General features: G+C 63.3%; 17 protein-coding genes and 1 riboswitch. Of the genes, 10 read left to right on the top strand and 7 right to left on the bottom strand.

Annotated elements, in window-relative coordinates:
• Window positions 1-5: 5 nt before the first annotated feature.
• Window positions 6-521 (bottom strand): DUF1449 family protein, encoded by a 516-nt coding sequence (locus G8767_RS26035; RefSeq protein WP_095973435.1) that lies wholly within the window; start codon window positions 519-521, stop codon window positions 6-8.
• A gap of 123 nt (window positions 522-644) precedes the next feature.
• Between G8767_RS26035 and G8767_RS26030 the strand changes: the two genes are divergently transcribed.
• Complete coding sequence (locus G8767_RS26030) at window positions 645-965, top strand: hypothetical protein (RefSeq protein WP_166812652.1); 321 nt, start codon at window positions 645-647, stop codon at window positions 963-965.
• Here G8767_RS26030 and G8767_RS26025 read toward each other — a convergent pair.
• The 5 genes from G8767_RS26025 to G8767_RS26005 form a co-directional block, all read right to left on the bottom strand.
• On the bottom strand, window positions 941-2,242 hold the full coding sequence (locus tag G8767_RS26025) for a M1 family metallopeptidase (RefSeq protein ID WP_206029807.1): 1,302 nt from the start codon (window positions 2,240-2,242) through the stop codon (window positions 941-943). The two genes, G8767_RS26030 and G8767_RS26025, sit on opposite strands and share 25 nt — an antisense overlap.
• Window positions 2,243-2,253: 11 nt before the next feature.
• Window positions 2,254-6,147 (bottom strand): Pls/PosA family non-ribosomal peptide synthetase, encoded by a 3,894-nt coding sequence (locus G8767_RS26020; protein WP_095973432.1) that lies wholly within the window; start codon window positions 6,145-6,147, stop codon window positions 2,254-2,256.
• A gap of 122 nt (window positions 6,148-6,269) precedes the next feature.
• Window positions 6,270-8,123, bottom strand: coding sequence for a BCCT family transporter (locus G8767_RS26015; RefSeq protein ID WP_166812648.1), 1,854 nt, complete (start codon window positions 8,121-8,123; stop codon window positions 6,270-6,272).
• 75 nt (window positions 8,124-8,198) lie between these two features.
• Window positions 8,199-8,426 (bottom strand): hypothetical protein, encoded by a 228-nt coding sequence (locus G8767_RS26010; protein WP_166812646.1) that lies wholly within the window; start codon window positions 8,424-8,426, stop codon window positions 8,199-8,201.
• 125 nt (window positions 8,427-8,551) lie between these two features.
• Window positions 8,552-8,956 carry a ribosomal protein L7/L12 gene (locus G8767_RS26005; RefSeq protein ID WP_166812644.1) on the bottom strand — a complete coding sequence of 135 codons (405 nt, stop codon included), beginning with the start codon at window positions 8,954-8,956 and terminating at the stop codon, window positions 8,552-8,554.
• 39 nt (window positions 8,957-8,995) lie between these two features.
• On the opposite strand from G8767_RS26005, the gene G8767_RS26000 reads away from it, so the two are divergent.
• Entirely contained in the window at window positions 8,996-9,322 is a 327-nt protein-coding gene (locus G8767_RS26000) for a hypothetical protein (RefSeq protein WP_095973429.1), read from the top strand.
• Here G8767_RS26000 and G8767_RS25995 read toward each other — a convergent pair.
• The gene (locus tag G8767_RS25995; protein ID WP_003941170.1) at window positions 9,310-9,450 is read right to left on the bottom strand and encodes a hypothetical protein; all 141 of its coding nucleotides are present in this window, start codon (window positions 9,448-9,450) and stop codon (window positions 9,310-9,312) included. The genes G8767_RS26000 and G8767_RS25995 overlap by 13 nt on opposite strands.
• A 297-nt stretch (window positions 9,451-9,747) precedes the next feature.
• Between G8767_RS25995 and G8767_RS25990 the strand changes: the two genes are divergently transcribed.
• From G8767_RS25990 to G8767_RS25960, 8 genes are all read left to right on the top strand, one after another.
• Complete coding sequence (locus tag G8767_RS25990; protein ID WP_095973428.1) at window positions 9,748-10,479, top strand: SDR family oxidoreductase; 732 nt, start codon at window positions 9,748-9,750, stop codon at window positions 10,477-10,479.
• Window positions 10,480-10,644: 165 nt separating this feature from the next.
• Window positions 10,645-12,012 carry a cytosine permease gene (locus G8767_RS25985; protein WP_166812642.1) on the top strand — a complete coding sequence of 456 codons (1,368 nt, stop codon included), beginning with the start codon at window positions 10,645-10,647 and terminating at the stop codon, window positions 12,010-12,012.
• A gap of 27 nt (window positions 12,013-12,039) precedes the next feature.
• Window positions 12,040-13,620, top strand: a complete 1,581-nt coding sequence (locus G8767_RS25980) for a hydantoinase/oxoprolinase family protein (RefSeq protein WP_166812640.1) — start codon at window positions 12,040-12,042, stop codon at window positions 13,618-13,620.
• Window positions 13,617-14,285 carry a DUF917 domain-containing protein gene (locus G8767_RS35950; protein ID WP_240952800.1) on the top strand — a complete coding sequence of 223 codons (669 nt, stop codon included), beginning with the start codon at window positions 13,617-13,619 and terminating at the stop codon, window positions 14,283-14,285. Before G8767_RS25980 ends, G8767_RS35950 begins: the two co-directional genes overlap by 4 nt.
• Entirely contained in the window at window positions 14,212-14,727 is a 516-nt protein-coding gene (locus G8767_RS35945) for a DUF917 domain-containing protein (RefSeq protein ID WP_346843041.1), read from the top strand. Before G8767_RS35950 ends, G8767_RS35945 begins: the two co-directional genes overlap by 74 nt.
• Window positions 14,728-14,733: 6 nt before the next feature.
• Window positions 14,734-15,792 carry a DUF917 domain-containing protein gene (locus G8767_RS25970; protein WP_166812639.1) on the top strand — a complete coding sequence of 353 codons (1,059 nt, stop codon included), beginning with the start codon at window positions 14,734-14,736 and terminating at the stop codon, window positions 15,790-15,792.
• Window positions 15,789-17,324, top strand: a complete 1,536-nt coding sequence (locus tag G8767_RS25965) for a helix-turn-helix domain-containing protein (protein ID WP_124569018.1) — start codon at window positions 15,789-15,791, stop codon at window positions 17,322-17,324. The genes G8767_RS25970 and G8767_RS25965 overlap by 4 nt, the downstream gene beginning before the upstream one ends.
• Window positions 17,325-17,384: 60 nt before the next feature.
• Window positions 17,385-17,499, top strand: a riboswitch (SAM riboswitch).
• A gap of 53 nt (window positions 17,500-17,552) precedes the next feature.
• Window positions 17,553-18,878, top strand: coding sequence for an aminotransferase class V-fold PLP-dependent enzyme (locus G8767_RS25960; protein WP_095973422.1), 1,326 nt, complete (start codon window positions 17,553-17,555; stop codon window positions 18,876-18,878).
• Window positions 18,879-19,044 lie beyond the last annotated feature (166 nt).

Raw genomic sequence — 19,044 nt, 5'->3', positions numbered from 1 at the left:
AGTCCTTAGATCGCGTCGTCAACCGTGACGACGTGAAGGTATTGATCGTCTACATCGGCGATGTAGACGGTGGTGCCGGTGGTGAGCGCGATCGGCTGTGCACTGACGGCCTTGGCCTGCACGCGATTGCCTTCGGCGTCGACGAACGAGACTTCTCCCCAACCTTCGGCTGCGATGGTGAGGGTGACCGTGCCCAACAGCCCGGAGTATGAAGCTCGCCCGATGTGCGAATTATCTTGTTGTTCAAGTAGATAGGGAAGGAGAAGGCCGCGCGTGACGACAACGAGAACGGCGGCGAGTGCGAGTGCTGCAGTCACTGTTGCCAACGTCGGAGCATCCGCGAGAGTGGCAGCAACGCCGCCGGCACCGAAACCGAAAAGTGCTGTGGCCAACGTTGTCAGGCTCAGAAATGGCAGCCCGTCTGCGTGGCCGCCGCCCAGATCCGCAACCTCGCCGACGGCAAAGGCTCCGATCAGAGCGACAACTCCGATCACGAAACATATTGTGAATACAACGAACATCGATCCCCCGATCTACCTGTCGAGGAAGCGTGCCCTGAAGTTTTTGTTGTCGGGGTCGTCCCTCGGCCCATCTATATAGTAAAGGTAAGACAAAGCTAATCGGCGCATTCGGAATGTTTCGGCGTGGTGTGCAGCGACTCGTTGCGGAACGGAAATCAGGTCACCCCGGTCGACTGTTGCCCGGCGATGCTCGACATTGCGTCAGGTCGTGCCGATGCCGCGGGGGTGAGTGCATCGATGGACTTCGTGAACAGCGAAGTGCTGGATCTTCTGAAAGGGATCGGCGCACTGCCTGCCGTGATGGCGCCGGTAGTCGACGGCGCACTGGCCGTAGATGCACACCGCCCGACTGTTTCAGATCATCGGGCGGCGTGCGTCGAGGTCCGTTCGTCGAAGCCTGTTCGTCAAAATCCAGTACGTCACATCCGCGGTAACAGGCGTTGATTCAGCCAAGCGTCCCACAGAGGCCGCAGTGGAGTATCGGTGAAACGTGAAGCGAGATCGGTGAATTGCTCGGTACTGACCGTGCTGTGTCGATGCTTCGTGGTCCACTGGCGGATCAGTTCGAAGAACTTCTCGTCTCCGAGAACGCCGCGCAGGGCGTGCAGAGTCAACGCGCCCCGCTTGTAGATTCGATCATCGAACATGTGGGCGGGCCCGGGATTGCCGATGATCAAGAACTGGGGTTTCCGCCGGAGTCCCTGATAGGCGTTGGCGGCCAGTTGGTCAGAGGACGGGCCACCGGAATTCTCGGACCAGATCCACTCCGCGTAACAGGCAAAGCCTTCGTGTAGCCAGATGTCGCACCATTGTCCGAGAGTGAGACTGTTACCGAACCACTGGTGGGCAAGCTCGTGCGCGACAAGACGTTCGGAGCCGCGCCTACCTGTGCAATGGTTGGCTCCGAAGATCGAGAGCCCCTGCGCTTCGATGGGGATTTCGAGCTCGTCGTCGGTGACGACAGCCGTGTAGTCGGCAAAAGGATACGGGCCGAACAGTTTTCCGAAGACTTCCAACATTTGTGGCTGACGTCCGAAATCGATGTCGAACGCTGCGCGTAGCCGCGGCGGGTGAACGGCGAAGACCGGCACCGGGCCGGCGCTCACCTGCCGATGCTCGTACTGGCCGATCTGAATGGTGGCCAGGTAGGTTGCCATCGGTTCGGTCTGCTCGTAGACCCACGTCGTCTGACTCGCGCGGGTCTGCTTGCGGATCAGCTTGCCGTTGGCGAGAGCGTAGAACGGTGAATCGGTGGTGATCGAAATGCGGTACGACGCTTTGGAAATCGGGTGGTCGTCGCAGGGGAACCAGGACGCCGCGCCGTTGGGCTGACTTGCGACCAGGATTCCTTCGTCGAGTTCCTCCCAGCCGACTTCGCCCCACAGACTCCTGATCGGCTCGGGATTGCCGTTGTAGGCGATGGTGACCGACAATGCACCGCCGGCGGGGATCTTGGCGGACGGCGTGACGGTCAGCTTGTTGTTCTGGTGCGCGTACTTCGTGCCGCGGGCACCGTTGACCGACACCTTCGACACCTGCAGGTTCTGTGCGAGGTCGAAGCTGAACTTGGATCTGCTCTCGGTGGTGACTGCGGTGATGACAGCTTTGCCGGCGAGCCGGTTGCTGAAGACCTTGTAGGTCAGTTCCAGTTCGTACCGAGACACGCGGTAACCGCGGTTGCCGTTGAGTGGCAGGTACGGATCGATCGGCTCCTCGAGCATTCTGTTCGGCTTCACGACGCCACCCACGGCGCAATCGGATTGCCCTGCCAGCGGGTGGAGGGCGGAACGGTGTCACCTCGCATCACCAGAGATGCAGGCCCTACCGTCGCTCCCGCGCCGATGCCGGCTGCGGGTAGCGCGACACAGTGCGGTCCCAGCGTTGCTCCTGCTCCCAGGGTGACGGTATCCATGGACATGATCCGATCATGGAAGAGGTGAGTTTGCACGACGCACCCCCGTTCCACCGTTGCTCCGTCGCCCAAAGTCACAAGATCTGCCTCGGGTAGCCAGTACGACTCACACCAAACGCCCTTGCCGATCTTTGCCCCGAGCCCACGTAGGAAGATGTTCAGTACGGCGGTACCAGTCGCCGCCCGGGCGAACCACGGCGCTGCGACGGTCTCGACGAATGCGTCGGCTACCTCGTTGCGCCAGACGAACGAACTCCACAGCGGATGCTCGACCTTGGCGATGCGTCCGACGACGATCCACTTGGCGGCGATGGTGATCGCGCCCGCCACTGCTCCGGCGACGAGCAGAACTACCCCGCTCAGCAGCGCAGCGAACCAGAATCCGACTGCACCGACCAGTGCTTCGAGGGCGAACAGAACACCGAGACCGATGCCGAACGTGACCATCACGGGGAGCAGTCGGCAGGTTTCGACCACTCCGCGGGCGATCTTGAGGCGCATCGGCGGATTGAACGTACGGGCGGCGTCGGTGTCCCCGGCAGCCCTTCTCAGTCGTACCGGTGGACTACCCAGCCACGATGACCCGGACTTCGCCTTGGACGGGGTAGCCGACAGAACCGCCACCAGACCGTTCTTGGGGACGCGTCGACCGGGAGCGGTCATACCGGAGTTGCCGAGGAACGCACGCTTGCCGATCTTCGCCTGTTCGATGTGCATCCAGCCGCCGCCGAGGCCGTAGCTCGCAACCATGGTGTCGTCGGCGAGGAATGCGCCGTCGGCGACCGTCGTGAACTTGGGAAGGAGGAGCACGGTGGATGCTTCGACGTTCTTGCCGATCTTGGCGCCGAGGAGGCGGAGCCATCCCGGCGTCAGCAGGCTCGCGTAGAGCGGGAAGAGGAAGGTTCTGGCCGAGTCGAGCAGGCGTTCGGTCGCCCACACCTGCCAGCCGATGCGGCTGCGGACAGGGTGGTAACCGGGGGTCAGCCCGATCGAGAGAAGACGAACGGCCACCAGTGTGATGACTGCGAAGACGAGCAAACTCAAGATGGTCGCGACCGGAAGCATGATCAGCGATTGGAGCACGGCACTCGCGAGCGTGTCGGTGTCGCGAATCCACCAACCGATCAACGCGATCCCGGCCATCAGAGCGAAGATCGGCATACCGGCCAGGAAGACCGAGGTGACGCCGTATACCGGTACCCAGCCGGGTGCGCGCTTCGGATGTTCGGCAGGCCACGGATGATTCGCTTTCCCGATCTTGGTGGCGGGGGATCCGGCCCATTGCTGGTTGGCCTTCACCCGACCGAACACCGCAGATCCGGGTTCGACGACGGCGTCCCGACCGATACGCGCGCCGGGCAGAAGCGTCGAGCGTGAACCGACGGAGGCGCCGTCGCCGATCTTGATCTCGCCGATGTGAATGACGTCGCCGTCGATCCAGTGGCCGGAGAGGTCGACTTCGGGTTCGACGGAGCAGCCGTCACCGAGTTCGAGCATTCCGGTGATCGGGGGAAGCGTGTGGAGATCGACGCCGCTGCCGATGTCGGCGCCGAGGGCACGTGCGTAGTAGAGCATCCACGGAGCACCCGAAAGATTGGCTGCGCCACTGGCTTCGGTGAGCCGCAGCGCGATCCACAGACGCAGATGCTCGCTACCTCCTCGCGGGTACGTACCCGGTTCGAGTTTGCGCAGGAGCAGGCGCGCTCCGACGACGGCGATGGTCATGCGCCCGATCGGCGTGATGAACACGATGAACGCCAACAGGATCCACCACCACGAGACGGTGGGAGCCCAGCTGACATCGACGAACCAACCGAGGACGTTGTTCGCGATCGCCAGCCACGTCACCCACTGCAGTCCGGTGAGCGTCGTGAGCGGAACGGTGACGGCGATCTGCGCCAGCTGAGTCTTCAACGGTGTGGGAGCGACGATGCGGGGCTCCACAGTTGCGGTGGGCGCCAATTCGTCCAGATATTCGGCGAGCGACCCCAACCGTGGATGGTCGTAGAGCTGTGCGACGGTCACTTCGGGGAACCGCTCGCGTAGGGCGGTCACCAACTGAGCAGCGGAGAGGGATCCGCCGCCCACTTCGAAGAAGTCGTCGTCGAGTCCGGTGATCTGCGCGCCCAGGATCGAACCCCACAGACCGGCAACCCAGGCAGCGGTGCCGTCGAGCCCCAACGCGGCCCCGGCGTCCTCACCGGCACCGGGCAACGGCCAGGGCAACGCGTTGCGGTCGACTTTGCCCGACGTGCGCGTCGGAAGTTCGTCCATCAACGCCAGACGCGGCACGAGGGCCGCGGGTAGCTGCTCGCTGAGCAGAGCGTGAGCTGCCTTGAGGTCGAAGTCGGGATCCGTGCTCGCGATGTACCCGACGAGGAGTTGATTGCCGGCAGCCGTCTTCTTCACGGCGGCGGCAGCGCCGCTGACGCCCGGCAGGTTCTGCAAGGCGTTGTCGACCTCACCGAGTTCGATGCGCCGGCCGCCGAGCTTGACCTGATCGTCCGCGCGGCCCTGGAACATCAGGCCGGTGGTCTCGAGACGGACCAGGTCGCCGCTTCGGTAGGCGCGTTCCCACCCGAGCGAGGGCATCGACGCGTACTTCTCGGCGTCCTTCGCGGGATCCAGGTAACGGGCCAGGCCGACGCCACCGATCACCAGCTCGCCCACCTCACCGACTGCGACGGGATTGCTCTGCGCGTCGACGACGGCAAGGTCCCAACCGTCGAGGGGGAGTCCGATGCTGACGGGGCTCTTGCCGTCCATCAGCGCGCCGCAGGCCACGACGGTCGCCTCGGTGGGCCCGTATGTGTTCCAGACCTCGCGGCCCTCGACGGCGAGGCGCTCGGCCAGCTCGGGTGGGCAGGCTTCGCCACCGAAGATCAGGAGCCGAACGGCTTCGAGAGCTTCGGCCGGCCACAGCGAGGCAAGGGTCGGCACGGTGGAGACGATGCTGACGTCACGCGAGACCAGCCACGGGCCGAGGTCCATGCCGCTGCGGACCAGGGAACGAGGCGCCGGAACGAGGCAGGCGCCGTGACGCCACGCGAGCCACATCTCCTCGCAGGACGCGTCGAATGCCACGGACAGTCCCGCGAGGACGCGATCACCAGGTCCGATGGGCTCGTCCTGGAGGAACATGCGCGCCTCGGCGTCGACGAACGCCGCGGCATTGAGATGCGTGACCGCGACGCCCTTGGGGGTGCCGGTAGACCCGGAGGTGAAGATGATCCAGGCGTCGTCGTCGGGTTCGGGTTCGCGAACCGGAGGATGCTCGAGCCGCTTTGGCGCCGTCCCCGGCTGGATACCGTCGCCGGTGATGATCGCTGCTACCTGCGCTTCACCGAAGACCAACTCGGCGCGCTCTTCCGGATCGTCGGCGTCGACGGGCACGTACGCTGCGCCCGCTGCGAGGATCGACAGGATCGCCACGTACAGAGACCGTGAACCTGATGGCATCCTGATTCCGACGCGGTCACCTGCGCCGACGCCGGCATCACCGAGCCAGCGTGCGCCGAGCTCGATCTCGTCGAGCAACTCCGAGTACGACAGTGTGGTGTCGCCGTCGTCGATGGCAGGTGCTTCCGGGTTGGCCTCGGCTGAGGCCCGCACGATGTCGATGAGCGTGCGCGGCGCAGGTGCATGCGCCGACCGTAGGAATACGGACGGAATCCCGAAAGACTGTTCCGTCTCCGACTGCGACTGGAGTGGCAAACCCGTTGGTCCTGTTCTACTCACGAAACTTAGAGTCCTGCGAACTGTCGAGTTGAAAGTCTCATGACAAGTTTGCGAGTTGGTGAACAGATATGCCTAATGCAACATGCCGAACGTGCCGGTCAGTCCGTACTGGCAGCTTGCGCGTGGCCTTCTGCCGAGTCGGCGAACTCGGGTGTGTCGAACACCTCTCCGCCCAGCGGATCGACGACCTTCGAATCCTCGGAGAAGTCGACGGCGCCGGTGTCCGGGTCGATGTTGACCGCGCGGGCGGGAACTTCGTGCACCGCGACGAGCATGTGGGCGTCGGAGGGTTCCGTCGTGATCCCGTTTTGCGACGGGGTCAGACCGGCGAAGGTCGACGAGATCTTCAGATCGCGGAGCCGCTTCTCGGTGGGTTGTGGAACGTCGGTCGACGCCGGGGTATTGGTCGAAACTCGCAGGTAGCGCGGTGCCGAAGCGACCTCGTACCGGAACGCCTTCAGCATCGACAGGCACGCGAGCACCATGATGACCGAGAACGGCACAGCGGTGGCGATGGCAACGGTCTGCAGCGCGGTCAGCGATCCACTGCCACCCACGATGAGGAGAACCGCGGCGGCGGCGCCCGACAGGAACGTCCAGTAGACGCGCGTGATCTTGGACGTCTCCAGGCTGCCACCCGTCGCGAGGATGTCGATGACGATCGAGCCGGAATCCGCGGACGTGACGAAGAAGAACACAATCACGACGATCGCGAGGACACTCGAAATCGTTCCGAGCGGAAGTCCGTCGAGAAGCGTGAACAGAGACGTGTTGGTGTCCACGGCGCCGGATGCGTCGAGCATCGTGCCCTCGTTGCGCTGACGCAGGATGCCGGAGTTACCGAAGATCGTGAACCACAGCGAACCGACCAGCGTGGGGGCGAGCAGCACGCCGAAGACGAATTCGCGGATGGTGCGGCCGCGTGAGATGCGCGCGATGAACATGCCGACGAACGGTGCCCAGCTCATCCACCAACCCCAGTAGAAGATGGTCCATGCGCCCTGCCAGCCGTCCTCGGCGAACGGGGACGTGCGCAGCATCAGCTCGGGCAAGGCTTGGACGTATCCGCCGAGGTTCTGCACCCACGACTGCATGAGGAACAGTGTCGGTCCCAGAATCAGGACGAACAGGGCCAGCGCTGCAGCGAGCATCATGTTGATGTTCGAGAGCCACTTGAGGCCCTTGGTGACGCCGGAGACCACCGAGAAGGTGGCCATGCCCGTCACGATGACGATGATGGTGATGACCAACCAGTTGTCGGTCTCCACCCAGCCGAGGTAGTCGAGGCCGGCCGAGATCTGCTGGACACCGAATCCCAGCGACGTAGCGACGCCGAACAACGTGCCGACGATGGCGACGACGTCGATGGCATGGCCGATCTTTCCTTCGATGCGAGCGCGTCCGAGGAGTGGCTCGAGCAGCCAACGGATCGACAGTGGACGACCCTTGCGGTAGGTCATGTACGCCAGACCAAGACCGACGACGACGTAGATCGCCCATGCATGCAGGCCCCAGTGGAACAGCGTCAGTTCCATTGCTTGATTGGCCGCGGCATCCGTGGATCCGGCGATCTGCCCGGCGACGGGAGGAGTCACGTAGTGCGAAAGCGGTTCTGCTACTCCGTAGAACACGAGCCCGATACCCATGCCTGCGCTGAAGAGCATCGCGAACCACGAGAGCATTCCGAACTCGGGCTGCTCGTCGTCGCGTCCCAATCGGATGTTGCCGATACGGCTGATTCCGCAGTAGAGAGCAAATATCACGAACCCGGTCGCGGAGAGGATGTACCACCAGCCGACGCCGTCGCTGATCACGTTGTTGAGTGTTTCGAAAGCATCCGCGGCGGTTCCCGCGTAGATCACGGCAAAGGCGATCAGGGCAAAGATCACTATCGACGCGGGAATGAACACGGGTTTCCGTAGTTCACGCCACGCAGTTTTGACCGCAGTCATTCCACTCCTCGAACGTTCAGGCATTCACAGCGCCCGTCAGGGCGGCCACGTGTCACGCGTAGGTGGGCGTTTCGCTCACACCATCGCAGTCAAGACCGGGCTATTGCTTTGAAATTCAACGTAACGCCAAGGTTCGGTCAAACTCAACTGAGCGAATGATGCTGCACTGTCGCGAAAATTGTCGTGGGTAGACGCTGATCTTGTTGTAAATCGTTGAACAATAGCCGAATTGAGCTGTTCGTGGAACGCCGAAAGACGAATTCGATTGGTACGGTGAGCTGCATCGGTCAGGTCGACGCTCACTGATCGATCGTATCTGTCAAACTCGGTGAAACAGCCTGTCTGTCAGGTGGTTAACTCCTGGCGTGCTCGCTCGATCCCGGCAGCGAGACGCCGATACCTAACTGTGATTGTGATGGTCGCAACTATCAGTGCTTCGGGCCCTGTTCGCCTCGCTGGGCGTCGATCAGATCCATCGCATCCTTCAGGCCCAAGCCCGGATGTAGTTCGCGTAGTGCCTTGATTGCCGGAATGCGGTCGTCAGTCGACGCGAGTGCATTGCGGACGTCGTCGGCGGGTACTTCGGAGGGGGCAGTTGTCCCGTCCTGCCACGCCGGCTGCGGATTGTTCCTGGTTCGCCAGGCTTGGACGGTGTAGTAAGCAGATCCGACCGTCGCGAAAAGCCAGATCGCGAACCATACCCAATTCCAAGCTGTGGGTTCCGTGATGACCTTGTCGATGGCGCTTGGGCCGAAGAAAACGAGCAGCCAAGCCAGCGTGATCGTCTGCCACCATCGCTCGACGCGCCTGCTCGGATTCCACCACTCGGCCATCGATCGATACTCGCACAGGGGTGCTGTTTCGGTGCGACGATGGAGATCATGGAGATTCGTGATGCGGTGGAGCGATTTCGAGGGGAATCAGGGGCCTCGACGATTTTCGGAGAACCGCACCAGACCAGCGACGGAACGACGATCATCACGGTTTCGCGTCTGCATCGGCGGTGGCGCGGAGACCCCATACCGGTGCCAGTGGGAGTGTTCTCGATCCACGAGGGTGAGCCGTCGTGGTCACCGGCTGTCGATCACACCCGGGCGGCTCTGATGGGGGAGTTCATCGGGTTGGCGGCCGCCGTGATCGCGACTCTGGCCGTTCTACGTCGACCGCCCTGGCCTGATGTGACGATTCAGAAGGGGTGACCCAGAATTACGCCGATCAGCTGGAACGGCATTGCCAGGAACATCGATCCGACATAGAGCGGATAGCGAATCGGATCGCCGGCGAGGTAACCCTCGGCGAGCCAGGCCATTACGTCTGCTGATCCCATATTCGTTACTTCCCTTCGCTGTTGCGGTTCACCGATGTTTTCGGCTGTGGGAGTTGTTTTGTTACAAGCGAACTCGAACGGGAGCAGATGCGATGGCAACGTCGACGCAGCAAACGTCGTCGAGGCCTGTTGGAGGCATTTCTCGGCGACCAACCGCTTCCGCTCGCTGACGACACATCTGCGGAACCTCCGCCAGGACGCTGGACCACATGAGTCTGGGCACTTTGCCCCGTGTGGTCGTGAAATCGGTGCATTCTGCACATATCGGGTCGTTTTAGCGGCTTCTACAGTCACTGCATGACAACTACACTTTCTCTTCTTTCAGGCAAGACCGTCGTCCTGATCGGCGGCGGAACGGGCATCGGGCTGCGAGTGGCGCAGCTTGCCGTCGACGCCGGCGCGCAGGTTGTGCTCGGTGGCCGAACCGCATCCAAACTCGAAGCAGCGGCCTCGCAGCTGGGTGAAGCCGCACACTGGTTCACCGTCGACACCTCGGACGACGACTCGGTGAAAGCGTTCTTCACCAACATCCCCAGCGTCGACGCGCTCTTCACCACGGCTGCCGATTACCAGGTCGGCTCATTTCGTGAACAGAGTGTCGAGGATGCGGCGTCGCCGTTCACATCGAAGTTCTGGGGGCAGTACCGCGTCGTGCACGCTGCACTCGACAAGCTGACACCCACCGCGTCGGTGGTCCTCATGTCCGGCGCTGCCAGTGTGCGGCCGCCAGCGGCCGCTGCGGCATATGTGGCAGCCAATGCGGCAATCGAGGGGCTCGGACGCGGGTTGGCGGTCGAGTTGTCGCCGATTCGCGTCAACACCGTCGCGCCCGGAACCATCGACGGGCATCTCTGGGCTCAGCGCCCGGCAGAGGTTCGCGAGGCGGCCTTCACGTGGAGTGCAGAGAACAACGTCCTCGGCCGCGTCGGGAACGAAGACGAGATCGCACAAGCAGTGTTCTATCTCTTCACCAACACGTACACAACGGGCTCCACCCTCTACCCCGACGGCGGGTACGCGCTGCGCTAGACCCGTGCCACATGACGACTGTGGAATCGCGACTGCGTGAAATTGAGACTGTGCGAAATGCATTGTCGTAACACGAAGAAACGTCGATTCGCCCATAGGCGTGACCCCGGACACATTCGTACCGTCTTCTCCGAGAACACTTCCCAACTATTCGAGGAGTCCGTCATGAACAAAGCATCGACAACCGCCGGCGGCGGCGAGAGTTCCGACGGTGACGACTACGCGCTCACCCGCGTACCCGACGAAGCACGGTATTCGTGGTTTTCGGTGGCAGTACAGCGATTCGGTCAGGTGTCGGCACTCGCGCAGTTCCTGCTCGGTGCGACGCTCGGTTACGGTATGACGTTCTGGAATGCCTTCTGGGCATTGACAGTCGGCGCGGTGATACTCGAAGTCGTCTGTATCTTCATCGGAATCATCGGAGTTCGTGAGGGGCTCAACACGTCGGTGGTCGCGCGCTGGTGCGGGTTCGGTCATGCCGGCTCGGCGGTGATCGGACTGGTGATCGGGGTCAGCCTGATCGGCTGGTTCGGCATCCAATCGGCCGTCTCTGCATCAGGGTTGCACGGGATCATGCCGTTCCTGCCGCAATGGGCGTGGGCTTTGGCTTTCGGTCTCCTGATCACTGCAATAGTCCTGCGCGGGTTCGGCTCCATGCAGCTGATCGCCAACATCACCGTTCCGCTGTTCCTGATCCTGGTGGGATGGGCCGTCATATCCGAACTACGTAATCACTCGCTGTCGGATCTGATGACATCTGCTCCGGCCGGGCCGGAGCTCAGCTTTCTTGCGGGAACCACCATCGTCGCAGGCGGTTTCATAGCCGGCGCGGTGATCACACCCGACATGACGCGCTTCAATCGCACGGCAGGCGACGTCGTGAAGCAGACGCTCGTCGGAATCACGTTGGGTGAATACGTGATCGGGCTGACCGGTGTACTTCTCGCGCATGCCGTTCGCAGCTCCGACATCGCCACGATCATTCTCTCGTCGGTCGGCTGGGTCGGCGTTCTGATCATCGTTCTCGGCACCTTCAAGATCAACGACTGGAACCTCTACAGTTCGGGCCTCGGCATCGTGAACTTCATCGACGTCGTGTTCGGTCGAAGGATCAACCGCGCCGTTGTCACGGCAGTTGTCGGCGTCACGGGTTCGGTCCTCGCCGCCGCCGGAATCCTGAACTCGTTCACCGACTTCCTGATCCTGTTGGGCGTAGGCTTCCCGCCCATTGCCGGGATCATGGTGGCGGAATACTTCATCGTCAAGACCTGGCGCAAGGATCTGGACGAGAGTCGCGCCGCCGGCACCCTACCGAGTTCGGCACCCACCTGGGTGCCGGCCACGCTGGTGATCTGGATCGTCTCGGCGCTGATCGGTCATTACAGCACCTTCGGACTGCCATCCATCAACGCGGTGACCTCGGCATTTGTTCTCTATGTCGTCGCGGGCCGACTCGGCCTGATTCGCGGAGTCGGACGCACCGCAACCGAAGCGCCGCAAGAGCCTTCGGGCTCGTCTGCACTCACGCACTAGCACTACAACTGTAGAAAGGAGTTCGCGATGCGAATCGGAATCGACGTCGGCGGCACCAACACCGACGCAGTCCTGATGGACGGGACCACCGTCATCGGGCATGTCAAACACTCGACCAGCAAGGACATCACCGGCGGAATCGGCGGAGCGCTGACGGCGCTGCAGCAGCAGTACTCGTTCTCTCCCAATGCTGTTCAAGCAGTGATGATCGGTACGACGCACTTTCTCAATGCTCTCATCGAGCAGCGCGGGCTTGCTCCCACCGCGGCGCTGCGGCTGGGACTTCCGGCGACTGCCGCGCTGCCCCCGATGGTGGGGTGGCCGCGAAACCTGGTCTCCGCTGTGCAGGGAAGGCACTACCTCGCTCACGGTGGGCACGAGTTCGACGGTCGTCGTATCTCGCCGCTGGATCCAAACGAGATTCGTCGCCATGCTGCCGATATGGCTCGCAGTGGTACTCGTTCGGTCGCAATATCTTCGGTGTTCTCTCCGGTCAATCTCGAATGCGAGGTTGCTGCCGCTGAAATCATCCGAGAGGAACTCGGACCGGACGTCGCAATTTCGCTCTCGCACGAGATCGGTCGAGTGGGTCTGCTTCAACGCGAGAACGCGACCATCATCAATGCTGCTCTGCGCGAGCTCGCCGATCACATCGTCGACGGACTCGCCCGTTCATTGGTCGAGCACGGCATCGTCGCACCGCTGTATCTGAGCCAGAACGACGGCACCTTGATGGACATCGAGTACGCAAGGCGTTATCCGGTAGCAACTTTCGCGTCGGGACCGACCAACTCCATGCGCGGTGCCGCTGTGCTGTCCGGTCTGGCGAGCTGTGCGGTGATCGACATCGGCGGAACCACCACGGATGTCGGTGTACTGACCAACGGTTTTCCGCGAGAAGCAACCACCGAGGTGACCGTTGCCGGGGTGCGGACCAATTTCCGTATGCCGGATGTGTTCTCGATCGGCATCGGCGGTGGTTCGTTGGTGGATGCAGACGGACTCACGGTGGGGCCCGGATCGGTGGGATATGAATTGGGTTCACGGGCACTCGTCTTCGGTGGAGACACGTTGACGGCTACCGACATCGCCGTCGCGGCAGGCTTGGCCGACGTCGGCGATCGCCATGCGGTGGCGCACCTCGACCGCAGCCTGGTGTCGACGGCGCTCGAACGGATCTCGCGGAGAGTCGCCGACGCCGTGGAGCAGATGCGAACCACGTCGGATCCGCTACCGGTAGTGGCGGTCGGGGGCGGATCGGTATTGCTGGAGCGTGAACTTCCCGGCCTGGGCACGGTGATTCGCCCTGAGCGTTTCGACGTCGCCAACGCGATCGGCGCCGCCATCGCGCAGGTCAGTGGTGAAGTCGACCGTGTCGAAGCGGTGCGGGACGGCCACCGTCACGTTCTTGCCGACGACGCCCGCCAAGAGGCGATCGATCGGGCGGTGGCCGCGGGCGCACGACCCGAGTCCGTGCAGATCGTGGAGTTCGACGAGGTCCCGATTCCGTACCTGCCGGGCAACGCAACACGTATTCGAGTGAAGGCAGTCGGTGACCTGGCACTGCACAGTGGTCTGGTCTCCACCGGTCAGGAGGGCTCACGATGAGTTGGACACTACGAACGGCAGACCTCGACGACCTCGCCAGGGGCGCAGCTCTGTTGGGCACCGGCGGCGGTGGAGATCCGTTTGTCGGCAAGATGCTGGTCGCGCAGGCGCTCGGTGAAGCCGGTGAGATCACGATTCTGGATCCGGAGGAACTCGACGACGACGCGTGGGTGATCCCCGTCGCGCAGATGGGTGCACCGACCGTTGTGGTCGAGAAAATGCCACGCGGAACGGAACCCGAGCTGGCACTGATCACATTGGAGCGGCACTCGGGGCGAACCGCGGATGCGACGATGCCGATGGAGTGCGGGGGAATCAATTCGATGATCCCGTTGCTGGTGGCCGCACGGCGCGGACTTCCGGTTGTCGATGCCGACGGGATGGGACGGGCATTTCCTCAGCTCGAAATGGAAACCTTTTCGGTGTACGGGATTTCGGCCAGCCCGCTCGCCATGGCGAACGAGCACGACGAGGTGGCGATCTTCGACACCGGCAGCGACAACAGCAGATTGGAAGGTCTCGCCCGCGGGGTGACGTCGAGGTTCGGGGGGGATGGCGCACATCGCTCAGTACTCGATGACGGGTGCAGATGTGAAGCGCACGGCTATCCCACGAACTCTGTCGTTGGCCCTGACCATCGGTCGGTCCATCAGGGCTTCGCGTGAGCAGCGGGTGGACCCCGTCCAGGCACTGGTGGACAGTCTGTCCGACACGCTCTACGGATACGGGCGAGTTCTCTTTCACGGCAAGGTGATCGATGTCGACCGGCGAACCGATGAGGGGTTCGCTCGGGGTTCGGTGCGGATCGCCGGCGTCGGAGACGAAGAGCTGGAAGTCCAGTTCCAGAACGAGAATCTGATCGCCGTGCAATCCGGAGTCATGGTGGCCATCGTGCCTGACTTGATCTGCATCGTCGAGGCCGACACTGCCGAACCCATCACCACCGAGGGCTTGCGGTACGGGCAGCGCGTCGCGGTCATCGGGATCGCGACTCCACCCATCATGAGAACACCCGAGGCACTGGCGGTCTTCGGTCCGGCGAGTTTCGGACTCGATCGGCCGTTCCGGCCGGTGGAGACGCTCGAGCAACCCGTGCTGGCAGAATAACGAGCCGTGAGCAGCCTGCACGCGGTCCGGGAGGCCGACCTCGACGCGATCGCAGCGGGGGCGGTGGTCTTGGGCTGCGGCGGGGGCGGCGATCCACGCCTGTTCGTGGAGATGCTTCGTCCACTCATTGCGTCCACTTCGGTAGAGGTCATCGCGCCGGAGAAGTTGCCCGGCGGGGCACTGGTCATGCCGGTGGGAATCGTCGGATCGGCTCTGGCTTTGGAGGAGCAATTGCCATCCGGGCGTGAGTTTTCCGATACTGCAGCAGCTTTGACTCGGTGGACCGGGAAGCGTCCGACCGCAGTGATGACGTTCGAAGGCGGTGGACTCAACGCTCTTTCCGGCATTGCGGCGGCGCTGGCGTTGGGAGTTCCCGTCGTCGACGCGGACCTGCTCGGTCGGGCGATGCCGCGGCTCGATCACTTCTCTCTCGCCGCAGCCGGATTGGAATTGTGCCCGGTCACCCTCGCCCAGCCAGGCGGCCTGATCACCGTTATTGACGGAGTGGATGTGCTGGGCGCCGAGGTAGCAGTGCGCTCTCTGATCGGGCGAACCAGCGGTTGGGGCGCTCTGGCGATCGCGTCGATCGATGCGCGGACCGTGCGGGAGGCCTGCATTCCGGGAACTCTCTCCCGAGCGCACGAACTGGGGCAGCATATCGGTGCGCCCGGCAGTTGGCAGGAGATCGCCGGAAGCGCCGGAGCGCGGGCGCTGGGGACAGGCCGAGTGCGTGCGGTGCGTCGTAGCCGCCCGGGCGCAGACGATCGTCGAGGCAACGTGATTCTCGAACACGATTCTGCGGTGATGCGAGTCGAATTCGAGAGTGAATTCCTGACCGTCGCGTTGGATGGCGAGATGATCGCAACATGCCCGGACATCGTGACGCTGCTCGACGTCCGGACCGGTGCCTTCGTCTCGTGTGAATCCGTGCACCAGGGTCAGGATGTAGCTGTCTTGGTCCTGCCCGGCCCACCGTGGTGGGCGGACGAGGTGGGCAGATTGAAGGTTGTCGGCCCGCGGGCGTTCGGAATCGACCATGACGCTGTGCTGATGGAGGCGCGATGAGCGCGAGTGTTTCGGCGTTGCTGAACAACCCGGTCTTTGTCGGGTTGTATCGACTCGCGGGCGAGGGCGACCCCGTCGTCACGACAGTGGGGGCACTCACCGGCGAATCGGCACAGTCGGCGGAGGCAGTGTCGGGTGCGGCGGGTTCGGGATCGGTTCTGGTGATTCTCGATCGAATCGATGTGGGGGAGTGGAGATTCGATGCGCTCCTTCGACGCACGGCAGCGACCGGGTGCCAGGTAGTCGCTGTTCACAGCACTGCGGCCGGGGATGTGAGTCTCTCGTTGCTCGCGGATCGGCTCGGGCTGGTGGTGCTCGGGGTCTCCGACCCTTGGCAGTTCAGCGTGGATCTTCGTGATCTTCTCTCGAATTCGCGTGCGGTGATGGCTGACGCAGTACTGCGGGCGACACACGCGGGCCAACGAGCCGGCGGAAGCGTCGAGAATCTTCTGTCGGTGTTACTGAACACCTTTCAGCGTTCGTTCATTCTCCTGGACTCGTCCGGACGTCCGCTGACGGGCGCTGAGCTCTTGTCAGAGGCTGATCGAGCAGGCGCGGGTACTTTGTCGGGTCGTGGGGCACCGACCACCGTCGAGTTGGACTCCGGTGGGGTCCTGATCGCGTGCCCGGTGATGTCCGGCGCGGCCAGAGAGCCCTGGCTGGCTGTACTGCTTCCGGTGCGACAGAGCGTCGAAGAGGCCTCTCTCTCAGTGGTTCTCGACGTTGCCTCGTTGGCTGTCGGGCACCGCCTGGCCGTTGCACGCATGGTCGACGAGCGTGAAGCGCGCCGGCGCAGCGCGTTGCTCGGTGAACTGATCGACACGTCCGCAGACGCCACACCCGGACTGCTCCGGCGCGCACTCGACGCGGGTTGGGTGCTGGACGGATGGCACATCGGCATCAAAGTCCTGGCGGTGGGTGAGGTCGACCTGGTCGCCAGGCGCAGTGAAGTTGCAGACGCCCTCGCCGCCGAGGGGATCGACGCCACTGTCGTCGAACAGGCTGACGGCTGGGCGGCGTGGACGACTCTGCCCGGTGAGCCGCGTCCGGAGGCGATCACCAGGATTGCCGAGAGTATTCGTGCAGGTCAAGCCCGATTGGGGCCCACCATGGAGACATGGGTGGGAGTGGGACGCGCGCACGATGGGCCAGCCGGAATCGGAGCGTCTCTGTCGGAGGCGGGGGATGCCGCTCGGCTCGCCGGTTCCCGGTCGCAAACGGGCCGATTCCTGCACGTGGACCGCCTGGGGTTGGCGCAGTTGCTACTGGCGTGGACGCGAACCGACACGTTTCAGCCCGCGGCCGCGGCACTGCTCGCGCCGCTACGAGATGCGAGTGGGGAGTTGCTGGAGACGCTCTCGACGTACCTCGACGAAGAATCGTCTCTGGCTCATACCGCCACTCGAATGGGCTTGCACCGCAACACCGTATCGAGTCGCATCGATCGAATTCAGCGACTTCTCTCGGTGGATCTGGCCGATCCGGAAACCAGGCTTGCGCTCCACCTCGCCTGTCGGACGATCGCGCCGTGACGACGGTCTTCCCAGCTTCGTCTTGACAAGCACGGGAGGTTCCTGCCATCCTCGTTGCCAGGTCACGAGTACCAGTGTTCAGCCCCGGCTTGCTGGTCGGCAACCCTCCTCCGCGGTGGGGTGCTCCGGGTGACGACCCGGCTGCGTTCGAAAACGAATGCGGCAAGCGCGGACTCTTCCGGGGCCATCTCCCGACGAACGAGTCCTTGAACGTGAGGATTGTCTTCGATGACTGCTGTATTGAGTGCCGACACCTGCTGCACCGCTCCGATCGCCAAGGTTTCGGGTGCCGACCTGCAGGTTCCGCTGGTTCAGGGCGGCGAATGCTCCTACGCCAACTTCGACTACGCCGCGAGCGCGCCGGCATTGGCCCAGGTCACCGACCGTATCGCCGAGTTGTTGCCGACGTACGCCAGTGTTCACCGCGGTGCCGGCTACGCGTCCCGGATCTCCACGCTCACCTACGAGAACGCTCGTGAATCCGTTGCCCGTTTCGTGAACTGTGCCGACGATCAGGTCGTTGTCTTCACGCGGAACACCACCGATTCGCTGAACTTGCTGGCCCAGTGCGTCCCCGGCAGCACCGTTGTCCTCGACGTCGAGCATCACGCAAACCTGTTGCCGTGGAACGACGCTCGTATCGTCACCGCTGCAGACACCATCGAAGAGACGATCGAGCGTCTGATCGGTGAACTGTGCACCAAGCCTGCTGCGCTGCTCGCAATCACCGGCGCCTCCAACGTGACCGGCGAGATCCTGCCGATTGCACGCTTGGCCGACATCGCGCACCGTTGCGGCGCACGTATTCTCGTCGACGCTGCTCAGTTGGCTCCCCACCGTCGCATCGACCTGCAGGAATGCGGCGTCGACTACGTGGCGTTCTCGGGCCACAAGCTCTACGCGCCGTTCGGCGCCGGCGTACTGGTCGGACGCCGTGACTGGCTGGACGAAGCTCAGCCGTACCTCGCCGGCGGAGGCGCCGTGCGTGAGGTGACCGTCGAGTCCACCGAATGGGCTTGCGCGCCTGCACGTCATGAGGCCGGTTCCCCCAACGTGCTCGGTGCGGCAGCAATCGCGACCGCATGCGAAACTCTGCACGCCCTGGACTTCGACGTCATCGCCGAGCACGAGAAGGCACTCACCGCGCAGCTCACCGACGGATTGTCCGCCATCGAGGGAGTCTCGTTGGTGCGACTGTGGAACGACGCACCGGACGCCGTCGGAATCGTCACCTTCACCGTCGACGGATTCGAAGCCGGCGAGATCGCCGCATTCCTGTCCGCAGAACACGGCATCGGAGTTCGCGACGGTCGCTTCTGCGCACACCCGGTTCTCGCGCGCCTCGGTCTCTCCGGCGGCGCCGTCCGCGCCAGCCTCGGGCTCGGTAGCAGCTCGGACGACGTGACGCGCTTGGTCGACGCCGTGAACATCCTGGTTTCGAATCAGCGTGATTGGAAGTACGCGAAGACGGCCGGAGCGTGGAACCCCGTGCCCGAGACCCGCCCCTTCCTCGGAGCTGCCGACGACAACGCCGGCGCAGCCGAGTGCGTCTGAGCTGAGCTCGGTCCCCGAAAACTCGAATGGACAACTAGCATGGCAGCCATGGCACCAGCGGATTTTCCCGCCACCCCTTCGAGAGTGAGCATCACTCTCGGTCAGTGGTACCGTCGTCATGTCGATCTGTGCCGTACCTCGTCAGGAATGTGTTCGAGCTGACGAT

Source organism: Rhodococcus sp. IC4_135 (assembly GCF_011602025.1).
GTDB classification, from domain to species: Bacteria; Actinomycetota; Actinomycetes; order Mycobacteriales; family Mycobacteriaceae; genus Rhodococcus_F; species Rhodococcus_F baikonurensis.
This window is presented reverse-complemented; position numbering and strand designations above follow the sequence as displayed.

What these genes read in the sequence shown, in the direction of transcription:
- G8767_RS26035 (WP_095973435.1), bottom strand. Translation starts at nt 521, where the DNA reads ATGTTCGTTGTATTCACAATATGTTTCGTGATCGGAGTTGTCGCTCTG.
- G8767_RS26025 (WP_206029807.1), bottom strand. Translation starts at nt 2,242, where the DNA reads ATGCTCGAGGAGCCGATCGATCCGTACCTGCCACTCAACGGCAACCGC.
- G8767_RS26015 (WP_166812648.1), bottom strand. Translation starts at nt 8,123, where the DNA reads ATGACTGCGGTCAAAACTGCGTGGCGTGAACTACGGAAACCCGTGTTC.
- G8767_RS26005 (WP_166812644.1), bottom strand. Translation starts at nt 8,956, where the DNA reads ATGGCCGAGTGGTGGAATCCGAGCAGGCGCGTCGAGCGATGGTGGCAG.
- G8767_RS26000 (WP_095973429.1), top strand. Translation starts at nt 8,996, where the DNA reads ATGGAGATCATGGAGATTCGTGATGCGGTGGAGCGATTTCGAGGGGAA.
- G8767_RS25995 (WP_003941170.1), bottom strand. Translation starts at nt 9,450, where the DNA reads ATGGGATCAGCAGACGTAATGGCCTGGCTCGCCGAGGGTTACCTCGCC.
- G8767_RS25990 (WP_095973428.1), top strand. Translation starts at nt 9,748, where the DNA reads ATGACAACTACACTTTCTCTTCTTTCAGGCAAGACCGTCGTCCTGATC.
- G8767_RS25985 (WP_166812642.1), top strand. Translation starts at nt 10,645, where the DNA reads ATGAACAAAGCATCGACAACCGCCGGCGGCGGCGAGAGTTCCGACGGT.
- G8767_RS25980 (WP_166812640.1), top strand. Translation starts at nt 12,040, where the DNA reads ATGCGAATCGGAATCGACGTCGGCGGCACCAACACCGACGCAGTCCTG.
- G8767_RS35950 (WP_240952800.1), top strand. Translation starts at nt 13,617, where the DNA reads ATGAGTTGGACACTACGAACGGCAGACCTCGACGACCTCGCCAGGGGC.
- G8767_RS25965 (WP_124569018.1), top strand. Translation starts at nt 15,789, where the DNA reads ATGAGCGCGAGTGTTTCGGCGTTGCTGAACAACCCGGTCTTTGTCGGG.
- G8767_RS25960 (WP_095973422.1), top strand. Translation starts at nt 17,553, where the DNA reads ATGACTGCTGTATTGAGTGCCGACACCTGCTGCACCGCTCCGATCGCC.